Here is a 22,066-nt window from a genome sequence, read left to right on the forward strand (position 1 = left end):
AGTTTTACAATTATTATCGACGCCATTCAACGATTGGTTATTTAACGCCACATCAAAAATATCATGAACTAAAAAATGCCGCTTAGATCTTCTACAGAATTTGTTGACCATTACAACCGCCAGATATTCAAATTGTTGGCGTGATATTAATCCTTCTTTTAACGCACTTATTGCTTCATTTATATAGACAGTACCCACAAAGACATTGTCTGAAATAGCAGAAAGTAACCCATTAAATAAGTAAAATAAAAATAGTTGCGATGATTCAGAGGACTGTAATACAAATTGAATAAATGGCGTAAAAAGATGTTGATCAATAATAACTGCAACAATCGAGAAAAATACGGTTAATAAGGCGGTAAAGGGTAAAGCTTCTTCAAATGCTTTGCAATAGTGTGTTCATCAGTGATGCCACAAAATGAGGTGATTAATATGATAACCGATAAACCAATTAAGCCGACTTCAGCAAGATGAAAAGCTAGAGCAATAATTAACCAAACACCGACTAATGCTTGAGTTATTAGTTGCAATTTTTCCCGTCGATCTCGTTTTCTGCTCGCATTTTTATCGTGCATTTGCAAAATATGGCGGACGCTTTCAGGTAATTCTGCACCGTAGCCGAATAGTTTAAAATGTTCGACGCAATAACAGATAATTAAGCCACATAAAAATACCGGTAATGTTACTGGGATCATATGTAAAAAAAAAGCACTAAAATTCCAGCCAACATATTTAGCAATAATTAAATTTTGTGGCTCACCAACCATTGTCATTACACCACCTAATGCAGTTCCAATGCCAGCATGCATCATTAGACTACGTAAAAAAGCGCGAAATTGTTCAAGGATCTGGTTTTTTCCCCTGGTATCCATGTTATCTCCTGGCTGGAGAGGCTCTTTCTGACTGGATACATAGTTATGATAAATAGAATAAAAACCAACGGCTACACTGATCACGACAGCAATTACCGTTAGCGCGTCTAAAAAGGCGGAAAGTAAAGCGCTTGCTAAACAGAAAGCCAGTGACAGGATTCGTTTAGAATGAATAGACAGTAGTAATTTTGTGAAAGCAAATAACAACAATTGTTTCATGAAATAAATGCCTGCTACCATAAAAATCAATAGCAATATCACTTCAATGTTATTGGCGATTTCATGACTGACTTGTTTCGGTGAAGTCATACCAATTATTATTGCTTCAATAGCAAGTAATCCGCCAGGCTGTAGCGGGTAGCATTTTAGTGCCATGCCAAGGGTAAAAATAAATTCGGCAATTAGTAACCAACCGGCAATAAAAGGGTTAACGAAAAAAAAGCACAGTGGATTGATTATCAAAAAGAAAATAATGGTCAATTTGTACCATTCAGGGGAATTACCCAGGAAATTTTTCAACATAATTTGTCTGGTATTTATATTCATTATTACATGCTTTCCTTCACTAGTATGTAAGTAAAATTGACTAACGTAGCATACTACGTTTTTTCTAGGCTAGAAATTAAAAGAACGAATGCCTAATTAACGGCAAATTGTATTAAGTCTTTATGATCAGATTAGTATTTCTTTATAACTCGGCTACCTCAAAGTTTTTCATTCTGATATTATCTCGTTTTATAATGACAAAAAATTTGTTTTAGGTAGAGAAAAATATGATTATTAGAGCGCAAAGTCCCGCTAATTTTGCTGAAGAGTATATTGTTGAAAGTATTTGGAATAACCATTTTCCTCCGGGTTCAATTTTACCTGCAGAACGTGAGTTGTCTGAGTTGATCGGTGTAACGAGAACAACTTTACGAGAAGTTTTACAGCGGCTTGCAAGGGATGGTTGGTTAACAATTCAGCATGGAAAACCGACTAAAGTAAACAATTTTTGGGAAACTTCAGGACTTAATATTTTAGAGACGCTGGCTCGGTTAGATCACAGTGGGGCACCAAAATTGATTGAGGATTTATTATCTGTTAGAACCAATATTTCCGCTATTTTTATTCGAACAGCTTTTCGTAAAAATAAACAAAAATCATTAGAGATATTATCAATAAGAGAGAATATAGAAGATTGTTCCGAAGCATTTAGTAGAGTTGATTATAATATTTTTCGTGGACTGGCATTTGTTTCTGGTAATCCTATTTATGGCTTAATCCTAAATGGGTTAAAAGGATTATATACCCGCGTTGGTCGTTACTTTTTTTCTGATCCTAAAGCGCGTCAACTTGCTTACGATTTTTACCATGATTTAGCTAAAATCTGTGAACAAGAAAAGTGTGAGCAGGTGTTAGAGCGGGTTCGTAGCTATGGTAAAGAGAGTGGCAATATTTGGCGTGAAATGAAAGATAAAGACAATATGATAAATAATTTGTCTGAATCACGTTAACCCCGTGTTGCTGGAAAATGACTAGATGTGCTATGAGACTATTTTTCTATTCCCTCATCAAAAGTGAGGGTGTTGTTTAAGAGAACAGTTATTCGTGTAAGATGCGCGTAAACTTTATCAATCTTTATTATTATTTTTAGCTTAAAAATCGCGAAGTTATCGCATTACGTCTTGCATTTTAATACTACGAACCCCTAAAATTAATGACATTCGGGCAGGATTTTCACCTGCTGGTTGCATAGGTTGGCTAATATGAGCGGTTTCCAGACATAGCATTTTTTTGTACCCATCGCGGGTCATATCTTTTATTGTACTGGATAATTCAGCGCCAGGATTCCAACAGACTATATCAGTATGATGGCAGTGATGTATTTCTAAAATACGTTGCCAATTTTTGTCGTATACTAAATTGCAATCATCGGATTCGGTATAAATACGATCAGTCCGTGCGGTTATATAAGTTTTTGTCTCTTTAGTGTAAACCTCTCGATCAGCGACTTTATCAAAATAATGTTTGCCTAATCCTTCAATGTATATCTTGTTTATGTCACTGACTTGCAAATAAGTATGTAATGCACCAGTGGCAGGCTCAGTACCAAAATATTCAAATTCAATTTCACAGGTAGCAGCGAGTTTTAAGCGCATTATTAAGGTAAATTCATGTGGCCATATCTTTTTTGTCTTTTCATTATCTGCAAGTGTTAACGTAAGGATCACACAATCCCTATGCTCACTATGTGCTGTCAATTGCGATTCTTGTAAACGGGCAAAACCATGACTGGGTTGCGCGGCCAGACCAAACCATGGCCAACAAATAGGAATTCCACCGCGTATAGCGGTATTTTTTTTAAATAGACTATTTTTACTTACCCACAAACAGTCTTTTTCCCCATCTGGCTGCCAGCTAAGTAGTTGTGCTCCCTGAAGGCTGACTGCGGCATTCACATTAGGATGAGAAACAATAATGACGGGCAATTCATCGAGCTGGCAAAGCGTGATATAGGATGAAATTTTTTCTCTTACAGGTAAGTTAAACAGTGTCGTGTCATTCATAATTTCAACCTTTTTGTCTTTTTATGATTGCAAACTAGCCAGTTTAAAAATACCGTTGGATTATATGTCAGAATGAAAAAAGCCGCCATTAATGACGGCTTGCAGTGGGAAATTACGCTAATTATTTAGCAATATGCGCAATTAGATCTAAAACTTTATTTGAATAACCGGTTTCATTATCGTACCAGGCGACTAATTTTACAAAACTATCATTTAAGGCAATACCCGCTTTGGCATCAAAAATGGATGTTAATTTGTCGCCATTAAAGTCAGTGGAAACAACGTCATCTTCGGTGTAACCAAGAATGCCTTTTAATTCACCATTTGCAGCATGTTGGATTGCCTGGCAAATTTCTTTATAAGTGGCAGGGTTATTTAAACGAACAGTTAGATCGACAACTGAAACATTCGGTGTTGGAACACGGAACGCCATACCCGTTAATTTGCCATTGAGTTCAGGAATGACTTTACCAACAGCTTTAGCTGCACCGGTTGATGAAGGAATGATGTTTTGTGAAGCACCACGTCCACCACGCCAATCCTTAGCTGAAGGTCCGTCAACGGTTTTTTGAGTTGCGGTCGTTGCATGAACAGTTGTCATCAGACCTTCAATGATACCAAATTTGTCATTAATAACTTTCGCTAACGGGGCTAAGCAATTAGTAGTACAAGAGGCATTAGAAACAATATCTTGACCACTATAGGTGTTATGATTAACACCCATAACAAACATTGGGGTTTCATCTTTAGATGGACCGGTTAAAACGACTTTTTTTGCTCCCGCTGCAATATGTTTGCGTGCTGTTTCATCAGTTAAGAAAATACCTGTTGCTTCGGCAACGACATCAACACCAACTTCATTCCATTTCAAGTTAGCAGGGTCTTTTTCTGCTGTACAGCGAATAGTTTTACCGTTAACCACTAGGTGACCATCCTTAACTTCGACAGTACCGTTGAAACGACCATGTGTTGAGTCATATTTCAGCATATAGGCCATATAATTGGCATCTAATAAATCATTGATTGCCACGATTTCGATATCTTTACGCTCTTGTGCAGCACGAAAAACAATACGGCCAATACGACCGAAACCATTAATACCTACTTTGATAGTCATAGTATTTCCACCAGCTATATTTTAATTTAAAAGAATTCAATATTGTTTCTAACGTTACCAAAACCTTGCCATCCGTCAAGCGGAATCGTGTCAATTACCATAAAAATTGACATATAAAGCACCTTTTGTATGTTTAGCAAACAAGCTTAAGGTGAATGTTTTGATTCACTATTATCGGTCTGGATAGGGAGATTTTAAGTGAATATTAATAATATATGTGAATTATATCACAAATCACATCAGAAAGGGCCTTTTTGCTAGGATAAAAGGTTTAAATTTACCTTTTCTCAACCGATAAATATAATTATGTTTACTAATGATAAGGAAAGCTTTCTTATGACAGAAAAAGAACATAAACCCATTAAGTCGAATAAACTTAATGAAATGCAACATCATGTCACTCAAGAAGCCGGAACCGAGCCGCCTTTTTCAGGTAAATTATTGCATAATCAACGAGAAGGTATTTATTACTGTCTATGTTGCCAGGCGCCGCTTTTTTTATCGCAAACAAAATTTGATACGGGTTGTGGCTGGCCAAGCTTTTACCAACCGATAGATGATCAAGCCGTCACCTATATTGATGATTTTTCTCATGGTATGCAACGGATCGAAGTACGTTGCCGTCACTGTAATGCGCATTTAGGCCATGTTTTTGCCGATGGCCCACAACCGACTGGGCAACGTTATTGCATTAATTCAGTCGCATTAAGTTTTACTGATCAACAATCTGGTGAGGTAACTGAGGGTTAAGTAAGACTCATTGGATGCAATTAACGATAAATCCAAAACAAAAATAAGGAATGAAATATGGAGCTTAATGAACTGGTTGATTTAATGACAGTTGAGATTTATCAACGATTGCTAAGCGCCGTTGAATTGGGTAAATGGCCAGATGGTGTTGCGTTAACCCCAGAGCAAAAAGAAAATAGTCTGCAGGCTGTTATGCTTTGGCAGGCAAGGCATAATCATAATGCGCAGCATATGACAGTAGGTACGGATGGGAAAATTATTATGAAAACAAAAAATGAATTAAAGAAATTATTTGATAGTCAACAACACTAACTAAAATTGACTAAATGTTAATAGATTAATCACTTTTGGCGAAAATCATTAGCACGGTCAAAAAAATGAATGGGCAAATCAGAAGATGTTATTAGTTTGGCACCCGCTAATGCCATTTCTTGTAATGCGTTATGGCTGTCTTCTGGATCGAGGTTAACTCCCCGACAACCATCTTGAATAACCGTTACTTGATAACCTAATTGCAATGCATCAAGGACGGTAAATTTTACGCAGTAATCTGTTGCTAAGCCCATAATATATAAATGTTTGATTTGATTTTGTGTGAGCCAATAATCTAACTGGGTTGCATGCTGATGGTCATTGTCAAAAAAAGCACTATAACTATCAATTATGGCATTAACACCTTTTTGAAAAATAGCTTGGATTGCTGACTGATTGAGTGCTGGATGAAATTCCGCTCCTTTCTGATGTTGCACACAATGAACTGGCCACCAAATTTGGCGTAAACCATTAAGTTTACCCTCGGTGCCTACCTTAGTTGCTGAGTTGACGGCAAAGCTTAAATGATCAGCAGGATGCCAGTCTTGGCTGGCGATAATAGCAATATCGTGTTGCTGGCAATAGGTGATAACTTCATTGGCTGTATTAATAACACTTTCACTGTCTAATACTGCTAAGGCGCCCCCATTACAAAAGTCATTTTGCAGATCGACCAGTAATAATGCGCTATCACTCATCATGTTATCCTTAAAAATTGCTTAAAAATTGTCGTTATAACTTAATTCACCGCGCAAATTTTTTTGCATCAGTGTACGAATATCATCTACTGATAAAGATTGACTGAGTAAATAATGAAGTTTGGTAAGTGTTGCCTCAAAAGTCATATCATAACCGCTAATAACACCCACTTTGGCTAATGCGTGCCCGGTTGCATACCCATTCATGTTAACTCGCCCAGATAGGCATTGTGTTAGATTAACGACGATAATATCTTGTTGACAAGCTTTTTCAAGGCATTTTAACAACGCGGTTTGTGAAGGCGCATTACCAACCCCGTAAGAACGGAGAATAAGGGCTTTGGTTGGTTGCAATAAGATATTTTCAATACATTGTACTGAAATGCCAGGATAAATGGTAACAACACCAATGGCTTGAGGGGTAATTTTATGGCTACTAAAATTACCATCGTTTTTTGGCAATGGACAGCTTTGTAAACAACGGATATGAATACCCGCATCAATCAACGGTGGACAATTAGGTGAAGTAAAGGCATTAAAACCATCAGCATGTGATTTAACGGTACGGTTACCCCTAAATAATTTGTTATTAAAAAACAGCGTCACTTCATTGATAGGGTAATTTGCCGCCAAGTACAAGGAATTAAGAAGATTGGTTTGTCCATCGGATCTTAACGCTTCCAGAGGTATTTGTGACCCTGTCACGATAATGGGTTTGCTTAGGTTGTCAAACATAAATGAGAGTGCAGAGGCAGTAAATGCCATGGTATCAGTACCATGTAGAATAACAAAACCATCATAGTTCTCATAATTATCCCTAATATCATCAGCAATGCATTGCCAATCTAGTGGCGTCATATTAGCGGAATCTATTAAAGGATTATGTTCTCGGATAGTGAAATGTGGCATTTCAGCCCGATGAAATTCTAGCATGTTAGTGAGTTGTTTTTGCAGGTGTCCAGAAGCTGGCACATATCCATGTAGGGAATACTTCATGCCAATGGTGCCGCCTGTGTAAACAACATAGATGGATTTTTTTTCCATTCTTGCTACCTAAGGATATGAATAAGTGGTAATAAATAAATTTAAAGAATTATAAAGTAGTTAATTAATAAAATCTGTGGCATGTTAAATATTAATATAAAAATAAAGCGCCCATATACGGGGCGCTAGCGTTGTAACAATGTAATACCTTTTTATTAATAAATCTCACCACAATTCAAACAAAATGCGTAGCGATTTTGTGGATCATTCATATGGCGGTAAAATTGAATTTGTTGCTGAAGGTGATTAGCCGTTTTTTGCGGAAGTAACAATTGTAGCGTATCGGGCATCATTGCTTCAGCGTTTGAAGTTAATTCAAGTATTAATTGATCAATCAAAGAACGTTCAGGCTGCATCCAGTCAAGTGAAGGGGCGGTAATTTTAGCTAATTCAGCCGCTTTATTTACGGCATCGTCAAAATCACCCAGTTTATCAATCAGGCCATTTTGTAGCGCATCTGAACCTACCCATACTCTACCTTGAGCAATTTTGTCTATCTCTGCTGGTGTCTTATGGCGCGCCTGTGCAACATATTTTAGGAAGGTATGATAGCCATTTTCAATAATGATTTGCATCATGTCAGAAAATTGTTTATTAATCCCTTTAGTCGCTGAGATATCCGCTAATGGCGTGGTGGAGACACCATCAGTATAAACACCAATTGTATCTAAGCTTTTTTCAAAGGTATTTATCACACCAAAAATACCAATTGAGCCAGTCAAGGTTGTTGGACTGGCAAAAATATAATTGGCTGGTGTCGAAATCCAATAGCCACCTGAGGCGGCCATTCCTCCCATCGAAACCACAATAGGTTTATTAGCGTCACGGGCAGCAACCAGTTCATTACGTATCGCTTCTGAAGCGGTAACACTGCCACCAGGACTATTCACACGTAAAACAATCGCTTTGATATCTGGATTAAGTCTTGCTTTACGTATTTGCGCCACGGTTGTTTCGCTGCCCACCATGCCCGGCTCTTGCGGTCCATCAATAATAGCGCCTTGGGCAATTATCACAGCAATATTGCTAGGTTGGTCATCAGATTGTTTTTGTTGCATTAGTTGACTTTGCTGTGGTTGTTCATTGGCATAATCATAGATACTAATGTAATTAAAATGTTGCTCTTTATCATTCCAACCAAATTTTTTGCTTAATTCTTTCTCCATCACTGCGCCGGTAAAAATATGATCAATAAGTTTTTGTTTAATTGCATATTGCGCACTGTCACCATTGACGCTTTTCATTTCTTCGATCAATTTATCGGCACCTGGGAAAATATTTCCTGCTGTTGTTTGTCGGTTCTGCGCAATGGTTGATAGATAATGTTGCCATAGTGAACCGATCCAGACTTTATCTGCTTCACGTGCTTCAGCTGACATATTATCGCGAATAAATGGCTCTACCGCTGATTTATAGGTACCAATGCGGAAGATATGACTATTGACTTTTAGGTTATCTAGTAGCGTTTTGTAATAGAGTTTATTGGTTGAAAAACCGTAAATTCCGACATTACCTTGTTGTGACATATAGATATTATTGGCAAAACTGGCTAAATAATATTGCGATTGATTATAGCCATTACCCACCGCGTAAATGGGTTTTCCCGCCTGTTTAAACTCGGTCAATGCCTTACCAATATATTGTAAGGATGGCTGATCAGATCCAATCAGATTATCCAGTTGTAAAACGATACCGGTAATTTTGTCATCATAAGTTGCCCGGCGAATAATATTCACAATATCAAATAAGGAGTTTTCTTGCATGCGGTTGCTTGATGAGCCTAATAATTCGCGGCTCATTTTGCCAAGGGGGTTAGGGATAGAGACTTGATCTACAATCACTCCTTGTAGGTCAATAAGTAGCGCTCCATGATATTGGCTAGTCGATTTTTTTTCACTTTTATAGGCAAAATAGCTGCTTGCTGCAATAAAAATCAAAAAAAGACAGATAAAACTGGTAATAAATCGTCTGATAAAATTAAGTAATCGCCAACTAAATTTAAAAAAGGCTGCGATTAAATTCCATGGGTTTCGCATGTGATCTCCAATTATATGATTAACATATTTATCTTAAAAGTAGATAAGATAATTGTCAGCCATAACTCATAGAATAATTAAAATATTATTTTATTGCTATTCAAGCTGATTGAAAATGTTACCTTACTATACTAATGCTGATGATAATATTCTATTTTTGAGAAACATACTTATAAAACCGTCATTTCTACGCTATTTGTAGCTATTTAATGAGTGGCAATGAAAGTTAATATCAACAAGGAGGAGTCTATGGATGCTTTAACGCTATTATTAACCCGTCGTTCCATGAGCCATCTGACAACACCAGCACCTGAAGGTCAATCACTGGATAATATTTTGGCGGCCGGAATGCGAGCACCTGATCATGGTGCGTTACGGCCTTGGCATTTTGTGGTTATCCAAAATGAAGGGCTGTATAAGTTTGGCCAGTTACTGGAAAAAGCGGCAATTAACGCTAATTTGGGAAAAGGAGTGGAAGAAAAAGCGAAAAAAGCACCTTTGCGCGCCCCTTTAATCATTGCTGTCATTGCCAAAATTGTCGTCGATGCAAAAATTCCCGCTTGGGAGCAGGTTGTTACTGCGGGTTGTTGTGTTCATGCTATGCAGATGGCCGCCGTTGCTCAAGGATTTGATGGTATCTGGCGTACCGGCTCTTGGACGACGGATCCGGTTGTCAGATCAGGTTTAGCATGTCAAGAACATGATAAAATTGTTGGCTTTCTCTATTTAGGAACGCCAAAATTCAACCTTCCTATAAAAGGAACTGCGCAAGATATAAAGGATTTTGTGACTTATTATTAAGGAAAAAATATGCCATCAGAAATCAAATTAACCCAATTCAGTCATGGAGCCGGTTGTGGTTGTAAAATCGCTCCAAATATATTGGAGACCATTTTATATAGTGAACGTAAAAAATTTAATGATCCCCATTTGCTGGTGGGCAATGAGACCAATGATGCTGCTGCTGTTTATGATCTTGGCAATGGCGTAGGGATTATCAGTACAACGGATTTTTTTATGCCAATAGTCGATAAGCCCATTGATTTTGGGCGTATTGCTGCTACTAATGCAATTAGTGATATTTACGCGATGGGTGGTAAACCCATTATGGCGATTGCGATATTAGGTTGGCCGATTAATAAAATTCCCGCAGAGATCGCACAGCAAGTGATTGAAGGGGGGCGAATGATTTGTCAGGATGCCGGTATATCACTTGCTGGAGGTCATTCAATTGATGCGCCAGAGCCTATATTTGGCCTCGCTGTGACAGGTGTTATTAATACCGCTAAAGTAAAAAAAAATAGTACTGCTTTAGCAGGTAGTCAATTATTTTTAACTAAACCGTTAGGAATTGGGATTCATACAACAGCAGAAAAGAAAAAATTATTATTACCTGAACATCAAGGGTTAGCAACTGAGATTATGTGTCAATTAAATAGATCAGGCGCAGAGTTGGCAAATATTGAGGGTGTTACTGCCATGACGGATGTAACAGGTTTTGGTCTGCTAGGTCATTTAATGGAAATTTGCCGGGCGGCTGATTTACAGGCGACGGTGGCTTTTTCACAAATCGCTAAGTTACCGCATATTGAAAGTTATATTGAACAAGGGTGTGTACCAGGTGGAACCCTACGTAATTTTGCTAGTTATGGCCATCATTTAGGCCAGATAACACCATTACAGCGCGATGTGTTATGTGATCCACAGACATCAGGAGGATTATTAATGGCTGTTTTACCAACAGCAATTACTGAAGTTAAACAAATTGCTTGGCAAAATAATTTATCGTTTAGTGCGATTGGACAACTAGAAAAAGCTAAATCGGGCAGAGCGATGATTGAGGTAGTTGAATAAGTTATGCGCCGTCTATTTATTGCAGAAAAGCCCAGTTTGGCGCGTGCTATTGCTGATGTTTTGCCAAAGCCACATAAACGACAAGACGGCTTTATTGTGTGTGGGGATTCGCAATATGTGACTTGGTGCATTGGTCATCTATTAGAGCAAGCTGAACCTGAAGCTTATGATCCCCGTTTCGCACGTTGGTCATTAACTGATTTGCCGATCATACCTGAAAAATGGCAATTAAAGCCTCGAGGCGCGGTTATAAAGCAACTTAATACGATTAAAACACTATTGGCTCAGGCTGATGAGATTGTGCATGCGGGCGATCCTGATCGAGAGGGACAATTGCTGGTGGATGAAGTATTAGATTTTTTAGCTTTGCCTAATGATAAAAAACAGACTGTTCAGCGTTGTTTAATTAGCGATCTCAATCCGCAAGCGGTGCTTAAAGCCATCGGACGGTTAAGAAATAATCGTGATTTTATTCCCCTTTGTGTATCTGCATTAGCTCGAGCCAGAGCAGATTGGTTGTATGGCATAAATATGACGCGGGCTTATACTTTGCTTGGGCAGCAAGGGGGTTATCAAGGGGTATTATCCGTAGGCCGAGTTCAAACGCCAGTATTAGGATTAGTCGTTAGGAGAGATGAAGATATTGAACATTTTGTTGCCAAAAATTTTTTTGAAGTAAAAGCACATATAATTACCCCAAATGAAGAACGTTTTACCGCTATCTGGCAACCGAGTGAGGCGTGTATTGATTATCAGGATGAAGAAGGACGTCTTATTCATCGCCCTTTAGCCGAGCATGTAGCGACAAGGATTACTCATCAACCGGCTTTGGTTGTTGTATATCAAAATAAACAAGAAGCAGAAATTGCCCCCTTGCCTTATTCATTATCGGCGCTACAAATTGAAGCAGCCAAAAAATATGGCTTAAGTACCAAGGAAGTGCTTGATATTTGCCAACAATTATATGAAAAACATAAAGTGATTACTTATCCTCGTTCCGATTGTCGTTACTTACCACAAGAGCACTTTGCTGGTCGTCATGGGGTATTAAAGGCGATTGCTGTTCATCAGCCCAGCCTGACAAAATTTGAGCTGACTGAATTAGATAAGCAAAATCGCTGCTGGGATGATAAAAAAGTTGATGCACATCATGCCATTATTCCAACCGCCCGCGCAACAGCAGTACAGCTTAACCAAAATGAAAGCAGAATTTATGCCTTGGTTGCTAGTCAATATATTATCCAATTTATGGCCATCGCAAAATTTCATAAGCGAGTTATTGAACTGGAGATCGCAGGTGGAAAATTTATTGCTAAAGCTCGCTTTTTAGTCGAGCCTGGTTGGCGAGCAATTTTGAGTACCAAGGAACGGGATGCTGATAATGATGGTATGCCACTACCAGAAGTAAAGGTAAAAGATGAACTATTTTGTGAACAGGGTGAGGTAATAGAAAAGCAAACCCAGCCACCAAAACCTTTTACTGATGCCACTTTGTTGGCTGCTATGACAGGGATTGCCCGTTTTGTACAAGATAAAGCGCTGAAAAAGGTATTAAGAGCAACGGATGGTTTAGGTACAGAAGCAACTCGAGCGGGTATTATTGATCTATTATTTAAACGAAAATTTTTAGTTAAAAAAGGCCGTTATATCCATGCTGCGCCAGCAGGGATAGCCTTATTTAAGGTTCTGCCAGCGGTGGCAGTATTACCTGATATGACTGCTCATTGGGAGTCTAAATTAACCCAAATAAGTGAAAAACAGTTTCGATATCAGGATTTTATGTCACCATTAGCTGAGACACTGAAAATGTTAATTCAACAAGCAAAACAACAAACCGATTTAACGATATTTCGTAACTTATCGGTTATCGAAGATAAAACTGAGAAAAAATTATCAGAAAAAAAGAAGAGAAATCGTCAAAAAGTGAAATCAAATGATAACTTAAAATAGTGTTATCATTTGATCTTAACTTAATTTAACTCAAATTTTGCCCAAATGGGGGCATGATCTGAAGGTTTTTCCATACTTCGGATGTCATAGTCAATGCCTGTTTCACCACAGCAGGCAAACAATGAACTTGATGCTAAAATCAAATCAATACGCAAACCGCGGTTATCAACAAAACCCTTTGAACGGTAATCAAACCAAGAAAATTGATCAGTAATTTCTGGATTTTGTTGACGATAAGTATCGATTAATCCCCAGGATTTTAATTTATCCATCCATTCGCGTTCTTCAGGTAAAAAAGAGCATTTGCCCGCACTTAACCAACGTTTTCTATTAATTTCGCCAATGCCAATATCATGATCCGTTGGGCTAATATTCATATCTCCCATAATAATAATATGGGATTGGGGTGAAAGATTACTTTGTAGATAAAGTTGCAAGTCTTGGTAAAATTTTGCTTTTGCTGCAAATTTTGTTGGATGATCACGGCATTCACCTTGTGGAAAATAACCGTTTATTATGGTAATTATTCCTTGTTCTGTCTCAATATCGGCCATAATAATACGTCGCTGGGCATCAATATCGTCGCCAGGAAATCCTTTTTGAATAGTGATTGGTTTTTGTTTGCAAAATAGTGCGACACCATAATGTGCTTTTTGTCCATGATAGCAGATATGATAGCCTAATTGATTAAGTTGCTCTAAAGGGAATGCGTTATCATCAACTTTGGTCTCCTGTAAGCCAATAACATCAGGTTGGTGTTTTTCGATGATAGCTTCAAGTTGGTGGATGCGCGCTCTTAGGCTATTAATGTTAAATGAGACAAATTTCATTCTAATCGGTTACCTAATTTAAATATATTTATCTAAATATTTTATCAGATTGAATATATAAATGTAACCCATTATATAAAACATTTTCTTTTATTTATTAATGAGTTATTTTTTATATTTATATTATCTAGTGTAATTGACAATTAAAAAAATTAAAAAAAATATATATTTTTAAAAAAATAATTAATTTTATTCAAATTAATAAACTATAATTAAAAATGCACTATATGAAAATTTGTTTTTTGTCCGGAAATAATAGTCAGATGTAATGATGTCGTTTGCTAAAAATCAATTTATGAAATTAATTATCGAGGTTTAATTATTTTCTTTAAATTATTTGCCTAAGTGCTTTTATCTTAACGAGCTGTAAAAAGGTATTCTTTTGAATTTCTGGGTCAGCGATAAATTATTAAATAGAATTTTAAATTATTTCTATTTGATATTTAAGATTGAAGTGGAGTAATCATTATGTTTTTCTCAAGAAAATTAGAAGCTTTTATGGCGGTTGTAGAACAAGGTTCATTATGTAAAGCGGCAAGAATATTGAACCGCACGGCACCGCCTGTAGCAAAATCAATTAAAGACTTTGAAGCTGTATTAGGTAAGACATTGTTTAAAAGAAAAAAATCCGGCATGACTTTAACAAAAGAGGGGCAAGAGCTTTATAATGATTTAAAAAATTTATATTTGCAGGAAAAAGAAATTACTAAAAGATATGTTAGTAATGAGTTTCGTAATATAGTTAATATTTATTATGATTGGGGTAAAGATCATCACTTGATAAAACTTTATCAAACAGCGGGTATTAATAAAATACCCATAAATGTTTTAAAATTTGATTATGATAAAGTAAATGAAATATCAGATTATGATGGCAATATTTTAATTTTAAGTTCAGAAAAAATTGTAAGTGAACGTTTTATTTTGTTAAAAAAATCACAAAAAGAAGCCATTGGTATTTGTTGTCGTAAACAACTTTACGAACACGCCGAAAAAAATCTATTAAAGTTATTGAATCAATTTCCTTGGCTATGTGATCCTGTTTTATATAAGAGTCAATTTATTCGAGATATAGAATCAAAAGCGACGCTAGGGACAAATAGAATCAATATTAGGTGGATGGAAAATAGTGGTTTTTGTGATGGATTAATACAAAATGGTGACTATATCGGTTTAACCGATAAATTGCCTGAAACCTGCCAACTAACACCTGACATTATTTTTTTACCGCTAGACGAGCTCAGCATGACAAATAGTTGTTATTTTTATAAATCTAAGGCCCACGGTAGTATTTTGAATCGGTTTATTGATGCGATTGAAAAAATAAATTAATCAATAGGTGAAATATTTGCTTGGCTAAAATTTTTCTTGACCAAATGTTAGTAACAGCAAGGTTTGTAGCATGCAAGTTTATAACCATAAATAGATAGCGCATTGACTTTAACTATCTTGATAATCTAACTATTTGATATCTAAATTATTATTTAGATGTTTTATCCTGACCATTTGTGCTTTAGGTAAATTTTGAATGCAATAAAGGTATCCATTTTTTAAATATAGTTAATAATAAATAATCATTTATCATAAAAAATAATTAAATAAATTATTTAATGGAATATGAAATTTAATAAAATAATTATGATGGTGTAAAGGTAATATTATGTGCTTTGTATAATAGTTACCTTTAAAAAATAAGTCAGTTTTTATTAAATAGAGGATAAATTAAAGAATAATAGTGCGATTGCCATGAACAAAAACACGTTGTGCCAATACCCAATATAAAGCGTGACTTAAGACATTTTTTTCAACGTCTCTACCTGCTCGCATCATATCCTCGGCAGTGTAACTATGATCAACGTTAATCACATTTTGGGTGATAATTGGGCCTTCATCGAGATCATTATTGACAAAATGAGCCGTTGCACCAATGATCTTGACCCCACGTTGATAAGCTTGATGATAAGGTTTTGCACCGATAAAAGCGGGTAAAAAAGAGTGATGGATATTGATAATTTTATTGGGATAATGTTGAACAAAATCAGGAGTAAGTACGCGCATATATTTCGCTAAAACCACATAATCAGGGTTATAGTGATCAATTTGCTGTTTTAATAAATGATCATGTTGTTCACGCGTTAAATTTTCATGGCTAATGCAGTGAAAAGGGATATGAAATTGTTCAACGAGTGATCTTAGTGTCTCGTGGTTACCAATTACTGCGGCAATTTCAACATCAAGACCACCATAGACGCTTTTCATTAATAGATCACCTAAACAGTGTGCTTCTTTGGTTACCATAATAACTATATGTCTTTGATTTGAAATACTTAATTCCCGTTTAGACCCTGTTGGTAAAGCATCGTCGAGATCGGCTAATAATGTATTATCGTTAAAAATACCTTCAAGTTCAGTGCGCATAAAAAAACAGTTCGTATGGTGATCAACAAATTCATTATTTTGAATAATATTTAATTGATGTTTATAACAAATATTTGTGATTTTAGCGATTAAGCCTTTTGCGTCAGGGCAGATAGTACGAAGAATTTTTTTTTGAGAGTTCTGGTGCATGAATAGTATTTTCCTTAAAAATTTTTTGTTACAAATATCGCAAAATAGCAAACTTTAATCTTAATACGATAAAATGTGGTAATTTTGACGCTTTTGGACCAGTTATGGCAATGTTTTTTTCAAAATTTCATTAAATTTATTTAAAAAAAGGGTTTGTATTATCGTTACTCACATTTTTATCATTTCGGATATTGATTAATTAAGAGCAAACAGGCGCTATAATAGATAATTATCAGTTATTTATGATTATTTAATCTGAAAACTTTAACAAAGATTCATTTTTATCTTTATATTCACTTTTAATTGAGTAAATAATGTTACTTACCAGTGACTAAATTATCCTCAATGCTTTTGATAATTCATCTATTTTTTTTGCTGATATGAATTTCTGATATTGATAATAAAGTAATAAATAATTTTTTAGTTGCCAGAAACAGGATGAAAAAACATAAGATAATTTTGATTTACAATAGAGATTATTTTCATTAAAGAAAAAAGGAACAAAATTAAGAAAGTAATTTCTAATTATAATAACTGTATAAAAGTAACCAATTGATTCCAATAAGTGAAAAAATAATTATATATTTCAATACAAAAAAATATATAACTTTAAGTGTAAATCCGTAAAATATTTGTTCTATCATAAGTACTATTTTCTAAAAAGATAATATCGTCAATGGCATTTTATGTAATGTAAGGCTGGCATATGAAAGGGAAGAAAATATTAATTGTAGAAGATGAGGTGGTTTTTCGTTCCGTACTGAGAAATTACCTTAAATCATTTGATGTGATTACTTATACAGCCAGTAATGGGCAGGAGGCGTTAGATATTATTAATGCTGTTGAGCATCTTGATTTGATTTTATGTGATTTAAGTATGCCTGTGATGAGTGGTGAGACTTTAATGCAGAAACTGGTAGAAATGAAGTGTGAAATTCCAGTTATTGTTATTTCAGGAACAAATAGAATCAGTGATTTGGATAGAATGCTTCGACTCGGTGTAAAAGATGCGTTATTAAAACCAATTGTTGATTTTGATGACGTTAAAGAAACGATCACTCGTAATTTGTATCCAGATATTGTAGAAACAACTACCCGTTTATCTGCTGAGCTTTCTCATATTCAGCAAATGATACAGCACGAAAAACATGATATTTTGCCAGTTTTACTTGAGCTGCAGCCAAAAGTAAATCAAACATTGGCAAATTATAAAATTAATTATCGGCAACTAAAAGATATTAATAAAATTGGATTATTATTTGATTTAGCAGAACTTTCTGATAAACAGATAGGTTTTTATTGCCTTGATATTGAGTATTCTTCGGGCGATGGAGTTATGGCTGCATTATTACTTAGAGTTGCATTTAATGAATTATTGCAAACCTATCTTAATAGCCAAGCAAACAGATTATTTAATATTAGTGAAATGCTTGGGCAAATAAATACTTTATTAAAGGATTTAGGTATTAAAGGACAATTCCCACTTTTATTAGGTTATTTTCATACAGAAAGCAAAACAATTGTGTTGGCTTCGGCAGGACTTAATGTAAAATTAAAAACAGAGAATAAAGAAGTTAAATTATCATCAAGTACATCATTAGGTAGTTTACAACCAATGACTTATCAACAAATAATGGAAAAGGGCACAGATTGGCAATGTAAAATATGGAATCATAGACATCGAATGACCTTAATGTTTAACTCATTGGTAGAAATATTATAATTAGTTACTTTTCACTGGATTGTTAACCTAGGCCAATTTTCTCTAGTTAGCTATTTATTTGGTACATTTTACTGCTATACTCGCCACATAAGTTGTTGAAAATCTATTTGTCTCATTTCCATAGCATATTGTATATAGGTAACTTGGAAGAAAAAATGCAACTAAAAAAAGCGGAAAAAAAAGTTAGCAAAGCAGTTATTCCTGTTGCTGGATTAGGAACTCGTATGTTACCAGCAACGAAAGCAATCCCTAAAGAAATGTTGCCTTTGGCAGATAAACCACTTATTCAGTATGTCGTGAATGAGTGTATATCTGCCGGTATTAATGAAATTATTTTAGTCACTCATTCTTCAAAGAATTCAATAGAAAACCATTTTGATACTAGTTTTGAATTAGAAGCGATTTTGGAAAAGCGTGTTAAACGGCAATTATTAAATGATGTGCAATCCATATGCCCAAGTCATGTCACAATTATGCAAACGAGGCAAGGTATTGCTAAAGGGCTTGGGCATGCCATTTTATGTGCAAAACCATTGGTAGGAGAGGGGCCTTTTGCTGTAGTTTTACCTGACGTAATTATTGATCAATATTCCTCTGATTTGAAACAGTATAATTTGACTGCAATGCTGAAACGTTATCATGAAACGTCAGCCAGCCAAATTCTAGTTGAGCCGGTACCAAAAGAATCTGTATCTAATTATGGTGTTGTGGATTGTAATAGTTACGAATTAAAACCCGGTGAAAGCAAAATGATTAAAGGTGTTGTTGAAAAACCTAAAACTGAAGAGGCGCCATCCAATCTATCGATTGTTGGTCGTTATGTATTGTCAGAGAAAATTTGGGCTTTATTAGAAAAAACACCAGCAGGTGCAGGTGATGAAATCCAGTTAACTGATGCGATTGAAATGTTAATAGAAGGTGAACCGGTTGAGGCTTATCATTTACACGGTAAGAGTCATGATTGCGGTAATAAATTGGGTTATATAAAAGCATTTGTTGAATATAGTATGCGGCATGAATCCTTAGGCGCCGAATTTTCTGCATGGATAAAAAAAATATCTTAGATTGCTAATCATCAATAAATTTGGATTAAATCAATAAAAAGTCTATATGATTTTTTTATAAAATATTGCTTGTTTGTTATTTTAAGTTTATTTTAACAAGTTTTATTTATGCATGAAATTAAAATGAGATTTATTGATTTTATAAGCAGGGTAGCATGTTGTATAAATCGAGATATTACATACTATTTCAAATAATAATAGTTTGATTTTGGCTGTTAATATATTGTTTTGGCAACTGGTTAAATTTTCTTACGTAAGTGAGCGCATTTTTATCATTAATATTTACACTAACACTTATCATAATTATGATAAAAAAGTATAGTAATTATATTTAATTGATTTAGCATGCATCAGATTAGCTGTTTATTTTTTTGTTTATAAGGTAATCTGTTTATTATTTCTATAGTAAATTTTTTCATAATGAATAGAATGAAATTTAACAACCTAGCTAACAAAATAAATATAGAGTAGTCTAATAATGAACATTGAATGCATGAGTTTATGACAATAAAAATCAACGATACTATTTCTTGTAGGAATAATTTGGAATGTTTAGATGACAAAAATTTACATAACATGATGTATCGTTGATAACAAAATATTTATATTAATCGAAGTTTTACATTTTGATATTGGTATCTTTATTAAGAGAAAATATAGGTAGCTATTTGTGAAAAGTGGCTTGTAGGTAAATGTATTTAAGTATTATTAATGTTATCTTATCGAGCAGGGATTTTTACTCTTTGATATTTATTAGTGTTTATTAAAGACGCTTATTTATTGTATGAGAAATGTTAATAATATGTGTAATAAAAATACCCTTTATATAAAGGGTATTTTTAAAGTAGAGAAAGAACATTTAGATTAAAAAATCGTCTAATTTTTTACCTTTTTGTTCCATTGCTTTTTTAATGACTGCTGGTGTACGACCTTGACCGGTCCAAGTTTTAATTTCACCATTTTCATCTTTATATTGATATTTAGCTGGTCTTGCAGCACGTTTAGTACGGCTAGATGTTTTTGCCGGAGCCTTTGCAGTTACTAGATCATCTAGACTGAGTCCTTCTCCTTCAAGTAATTTAATATATTTTGCAATTTTTTGACTATGAACTTCTAATTGTGCTCTCTCTTGTTTTTCATATTCGATTCGTTCTTCAACAACTGTCTTGAATTTATCGAATATTTCTTGCAATATTTCTAACGACAATTCTCTTGCTATAGCACGTAAGGTACGAATGTTATTTAATGATTTAAAATATTTCAATGAATCGCTCATTATCCTGGTCTCGAATTAAAATGAATGTTGGCTGATGTCTACTAATAATAGAATGCTATTTTATTTTCTGCAATAGTGAAGTTACAAAATAAGGTTAAATTTATTGTTTTTTTAAACTTAAACTTCTTTGCAAAAGCAATATAAGCTTTTACTGGAAAATATTATATATCTTATATTAGATACCGAGCATACTTAAAAATCTATACGAAAATGATAGTAATGCTTTTATATTTGAATTTCATTCATATGTAAAGACGATGTTTTTTATTTTTATTCAACTTTATGGTATGTAACATAAACTAAATTTTAACTTAATATGTGTAAAAGAGTTTGCTTATTAAGCTTTTGTTGAGTTATTACTACTAGGTATCTAAGTTTTATGATGAATGTTAGCTATTAATAATCTTTTCTTATCACATACTTTGTTAAAATAAAGCTGTTGTTTGTAGAGAATGGCATTTAAAATATACTGACTTTTTCATAACTATAAACATTACAAAAAAATCTGTTATGTTAGTTATCAATATTTATAATCAAATGAAATGAAGAATAATGTTTGATAATGTTTGATAATGTATGTGGTAAACTTTCAAAACGTTTGTCTAAATAGCTAAGAGGAAAGGGCTAATGGCTCAGCTTTATTTCTATTATTCAGCAATGAATGCGGGTAAATCAACTTCACTACTTCAGTCTTCATACAATTATAATGAACGGGGGATGAATACGCTTATTTTCACCGCTGAGATTGATACCCGATTTGTTCAAGGTAAAGTAACGTCCCGAATTGGTTTAGTTGCAGATGCAATATTATTTTCGCAACAGACAGATATGGGGAGATTAATAAAAGAAAAAAATAGTTCTCAAAAAATTCATTGTGTACTCGTTGATGAGTGTCAGTTTTTAACTAAAGAACAAGTTACTCAGCTTTGTGAAATTGTTGATTATACCAACATACCGGTTCTGTGTTATGGATTAAGAACAGATTTTTGTGGTGAGTTATTTATTGGTACTCACTATCTGTTAGCATGGGCAGATAAGCTTATTGAACTAAAAACTATTTGTTATTGTGTGCGCAAAGCAAGTAGGGTTTTGCGATTAGATGATAATGGACTTGCTGTCTATCAAGGAGAGCAGATTGAAATTGGCGGCAATGAGAAATATATTTCAGTTTGTCGTAGACATTATATGGATGCAATTAAGCACACTAAAAGTATTGAGGCGGGTGAAAAACCTTTTTCAGTTGTTCCATTTAAATAATTTTTAACTTCCTTTATTCGCTTATTACTCTTATATGAAAATTAATTACCTATAATAACTATTTTGGTTTTAAATTATTTTTAAATAAGGATTGATAAAATATTTTGAGATTAAAAAAGCACCGAATATATTTTCAGTGCTAATTATTAAATAAATGGTTACAAAT

Annotated in this window: 18 protein-coding genes and 1 pseudogene; 10 read left to right on the forward strand and 9 right to left on the reverse strand. The window is 34.6% G+C overall.

Features of this window, described 5'->3' with window-relative positions:
- Positions 1-1,418 (reverse strand): annotated as a pseudogene (gene nhaB, locus G468_RS19595) (sodium/proton antiporter NhaB); the annotation flags it as partial.
- A gap of 227 nt (positions 1,419-1,645) precedes the next feature.
- Here nhaB and fadR point away from each other — a divergent pair.
- On the forward strand, positions 1,646-2,368 hold the full coding sequence (gene fadR / locus G468_RS0103640; RefSeq protein WP_026821956.1) for a fatty acid metabolism transcriptional regulator FadR: 723 nt from the start codon (positions 1,646-1,648) through the stop codon (positions 2,366-2,368).
- A 156-nt stretch (positions 2,369-2,524) separates the two neighbouring features.
- On the opposite strand, the gene G468_RS0103645 is transcribed toward fadR, so the two are convergent.
- Both G468_RS0103645 and gapA read right to left on the reverse strand, forming a co-directional pair.
- Positions 2,525-3,421: a D-hexose-6-phosphate mutarotase gene (locus G468_RS0103645; RefSeq protein ID WP_026821957.1), complete on the reverse strand. Its 897-nt coding sequence runs from the start codon at positions 3,419-3,421 to the stop codon at positions 2,525-2,527.
- Between the two features lie 121 nt (positions 3,422-3,542).
- Positions 3,543-4,538: a glyceraldehyde-3-phosphate dehydrogenase gene (gapA, locus tag G468_RS0103650; protein ID WP_026821958.1), complete on the reverse strand. Its 996-nt coding sequence runs from the start codon at positions 4,536-4,538 to the stop codon at positions 3,543-3,545.
- Between the two features lie 336 nt (positions 4,539-4,874).
- On the opposite strand from gapA, the gene msrB reads away from it, so the two are divergent.
- Complete coding sequence (gene msrB, locus G468_RS0103660) at positions 4,875-5,288, forward strand: peptide-methionine (R)-S-oxide reductase MsrB (protein ID WP_026821959.1); 414 nt, start codon at positions 4,875-4,877, stop codon at positions 5,286-5,288.
- A gap of 57 nt (positions 5,289-5,345) precedes the next feature.
- On the forward strand, positions 5,346-5,600 hold the full coding sequence (locus G468_RS0103665; RefSeq protein ID WP_026821960.1) for a YeaC family protein: 255 nt from the start codon (positions 5,346-5,348) through the stop codon (positions 5,598-5,600).
- Positions 5,601-5,629: 29 nt separating this feature from the next.
- Here the strand turns inward: G468_RS0103665 and pncA are convergent, their stop codons facing one another.
- The 3 genes from pncA to sppA form a co-directional block, all read right to left on the reverse strand.
- Entirely contained in the window at positions 5,630-6,298 is a 669-nt protein-coding gene (pncA, locus tag G468_RS0103670) for a bifunctional nicotinamidase/pyrazinamidase (protein ID WP_026821961.1), read from the reverse strand.
- 21 nt (positions 6,299-6,319) lie between these two features.
- Positions 6,320-7,342: an asparaginase gene (gene ansA / locus G468_RS0103675; protein ID WP_026821962.1), complete on the reverse strand. Its 1,023-nt coding sequence runs from the start codon at positions 7,340-7,342 to the stop codon at positions 6,320-6,322.
- A 155-nt stretch (positions 7,343-7,497) separates the two neighbouring features.
- Positions 7,498-9,378 carry a signal peptide peptidase SppA gene (sppA, locus tag G468_RS0103680; RefSeq protein WP_026821963.1) on the reverse strand — a complete coding sequence of 627 codons (1,881 nt, stop codon included), beginning with the start codon at positions 9,376-9,378 and terminating at the stop codon, positions 7,498-7,500.
- 249 nt (positions 9,379-9,627) lie between these two features.
- Here sppA and G468_RS0103685 point away from each other — a divergent pair, with 249 nt between their 5' ends.
- The 3 genes from G468_RS0103685 to G468_RS0103695 are packed head-to-tail and all read left to right on the forward strand — an operon-like array spanning position 9,628 to position 13,182.
- Positions 9,628-10,179, forward strand: a complete 552-nt coding sequence (locus G468_RS0103685) for an NAD(P)H nitroreductase (protein ID WP_026821964.1) — start codon at positions 9,628-9,630, stop codon at positions 10,177-10,179.
- 9 nt (positions 10,180-10,188) lie between these two features.
- On the forward strand, positions 10,189-11,232 hold the full coding sequence (selD, locus tag G468_RS0103690) for a selenide, water dikinase SelD (RefSeq protein WP_026821965.1): 1,044 nt from the start codon (positions 10,189-10,191) through the stop codon (positions 11,230-11,232).
- Positions 11,233-11,235: 3 nt separating this feature from the next.
- Positions 11,236-13,182, forward strand: coding sequence for a DNA topoisomerase III (locus G468_RS0103695; protein ID WP_026821966.1), 1,947 nt, complete (start codon positions 11,236-11,238; stop codon positions 13,180-13,182).
- Between the two features lie 20 nt (positions 13,183-13,202).
- Here G468_RS0103695 and xthA read toward each other — a convergent pair whose 3' ends face one another.
- Positions 13,203-14,012, reverse strand: a complete 810-nt coding sequence (gene xthA / locus G468_RS0103700) for an exodeoxyribonuclease III (RefSeq protein WP_026821967.1) — start codon at positions 14,010-14,012, stop codon at positions 13,203-13,205.
- Between the two features lie 468 nt (positions 14,013-14,480).
- Here xthA and G468_RS0103705 point away from each other — a divergent pair, with 468 nt between their 5' ends.
- A complete protein-coding gene (locus tag G468_RS0103705; protein WP_026821968.1) occupies positions 14,481-15,344 on the forward strand; it encodes a helix-turn-helix domain-containing protein in 864 nt (287 codons plus the stop codon).
- 390 nt (positions 15,345-15,734) lie between these two features.
- Here the strand turns inward: G468_RS0103705 and purU are convergent, their stop codons facing one another.
- Positions 15,735-16,580: a formyltetrahydrofolate deformylase gene (purU, locus tag G468_RS0103710; protein ID WP_034249266.1), complete on the reverse strand. Its 846-nt coding sequence runs from the start codon at positions 16,578-16,580 to the stop codon at positions 15,735-15,737.
- A gap of 706 nt (positions 16,581-17,286) precedes the next feature.
- On the opposite strand from purU, the gene rssB reads away from it, so the two are divergent.
- Positions 17,287-18,303 carry a two-component system response regulator RssB gene (gene rssB, locus G468_RS0103715; RefSeq protein ID WP_026821970.1) on the forward strand — a complete coding sequence of 339 codons (1,017 nt, stop codon included), beginning with the start codon at positions 17,287-17,289 and terminating at the stop codon, positions 18,301-18,303.
- 155 nt (positions 18,304-18,458) lie between these two features.
- On the forward strand, positions 18,459-19,367 hold the full coding sequence (gene galU / locus G468_RS0103720; RefSeq protein ID WP_034249268.1) for a UTP--glucose-1-phosphate uridylyltransferase GalU: 909 nt from the start codon (positions 18,459-18,461) through the stop codon (positions 19,365-19,367).
- 859 nt (positions 19,368-20,226) lie between these two features.
- On the opposite strand, the gene G468_RS0103725 is transcribed toward galU, so the two are convergent.
- Positions 20,227-20,643 (reverse strand): H-NS family histone-like protein, encoded by a 417-nt coding sequence (locus G468_RS0103725; RefSeq protein WP_026821972.1) that lies wholly within the window; start codon positions 20,641-20,643, stop codon positions 20,227-20,229.
- Positions 20,644-21,270: 627 nt separating this feature from the next.
- On the opposite strand from G468_RS0103725, the gene G468_RS0103730 reads away from it, so the two are divergent.
- Complete coding sequence (locus G468_RS0103730; RefSeq protein ID WP_034249270.1) at positions 21,271-21,900, forward strand: thymidine kinase; 630 nt, start codon at positions 21,271-21,273, stop codon at positions 21,898-21,900.
- The last annotated feature ends 166 nt before the right edge of the window (positions 21,901-22,066 follow it).

Source organism: Arsenophonus nasoniae DSM 15247, from assembly GCF_000429565.1.
Taxonomy (GTDB): domain Bacteria; phylum Pseudomonadota; class Gammaproteobacteria; order Enterobacterales; family Enterobacteriaceae; genus Arsenophonus; species Arsenophonus nasoniae.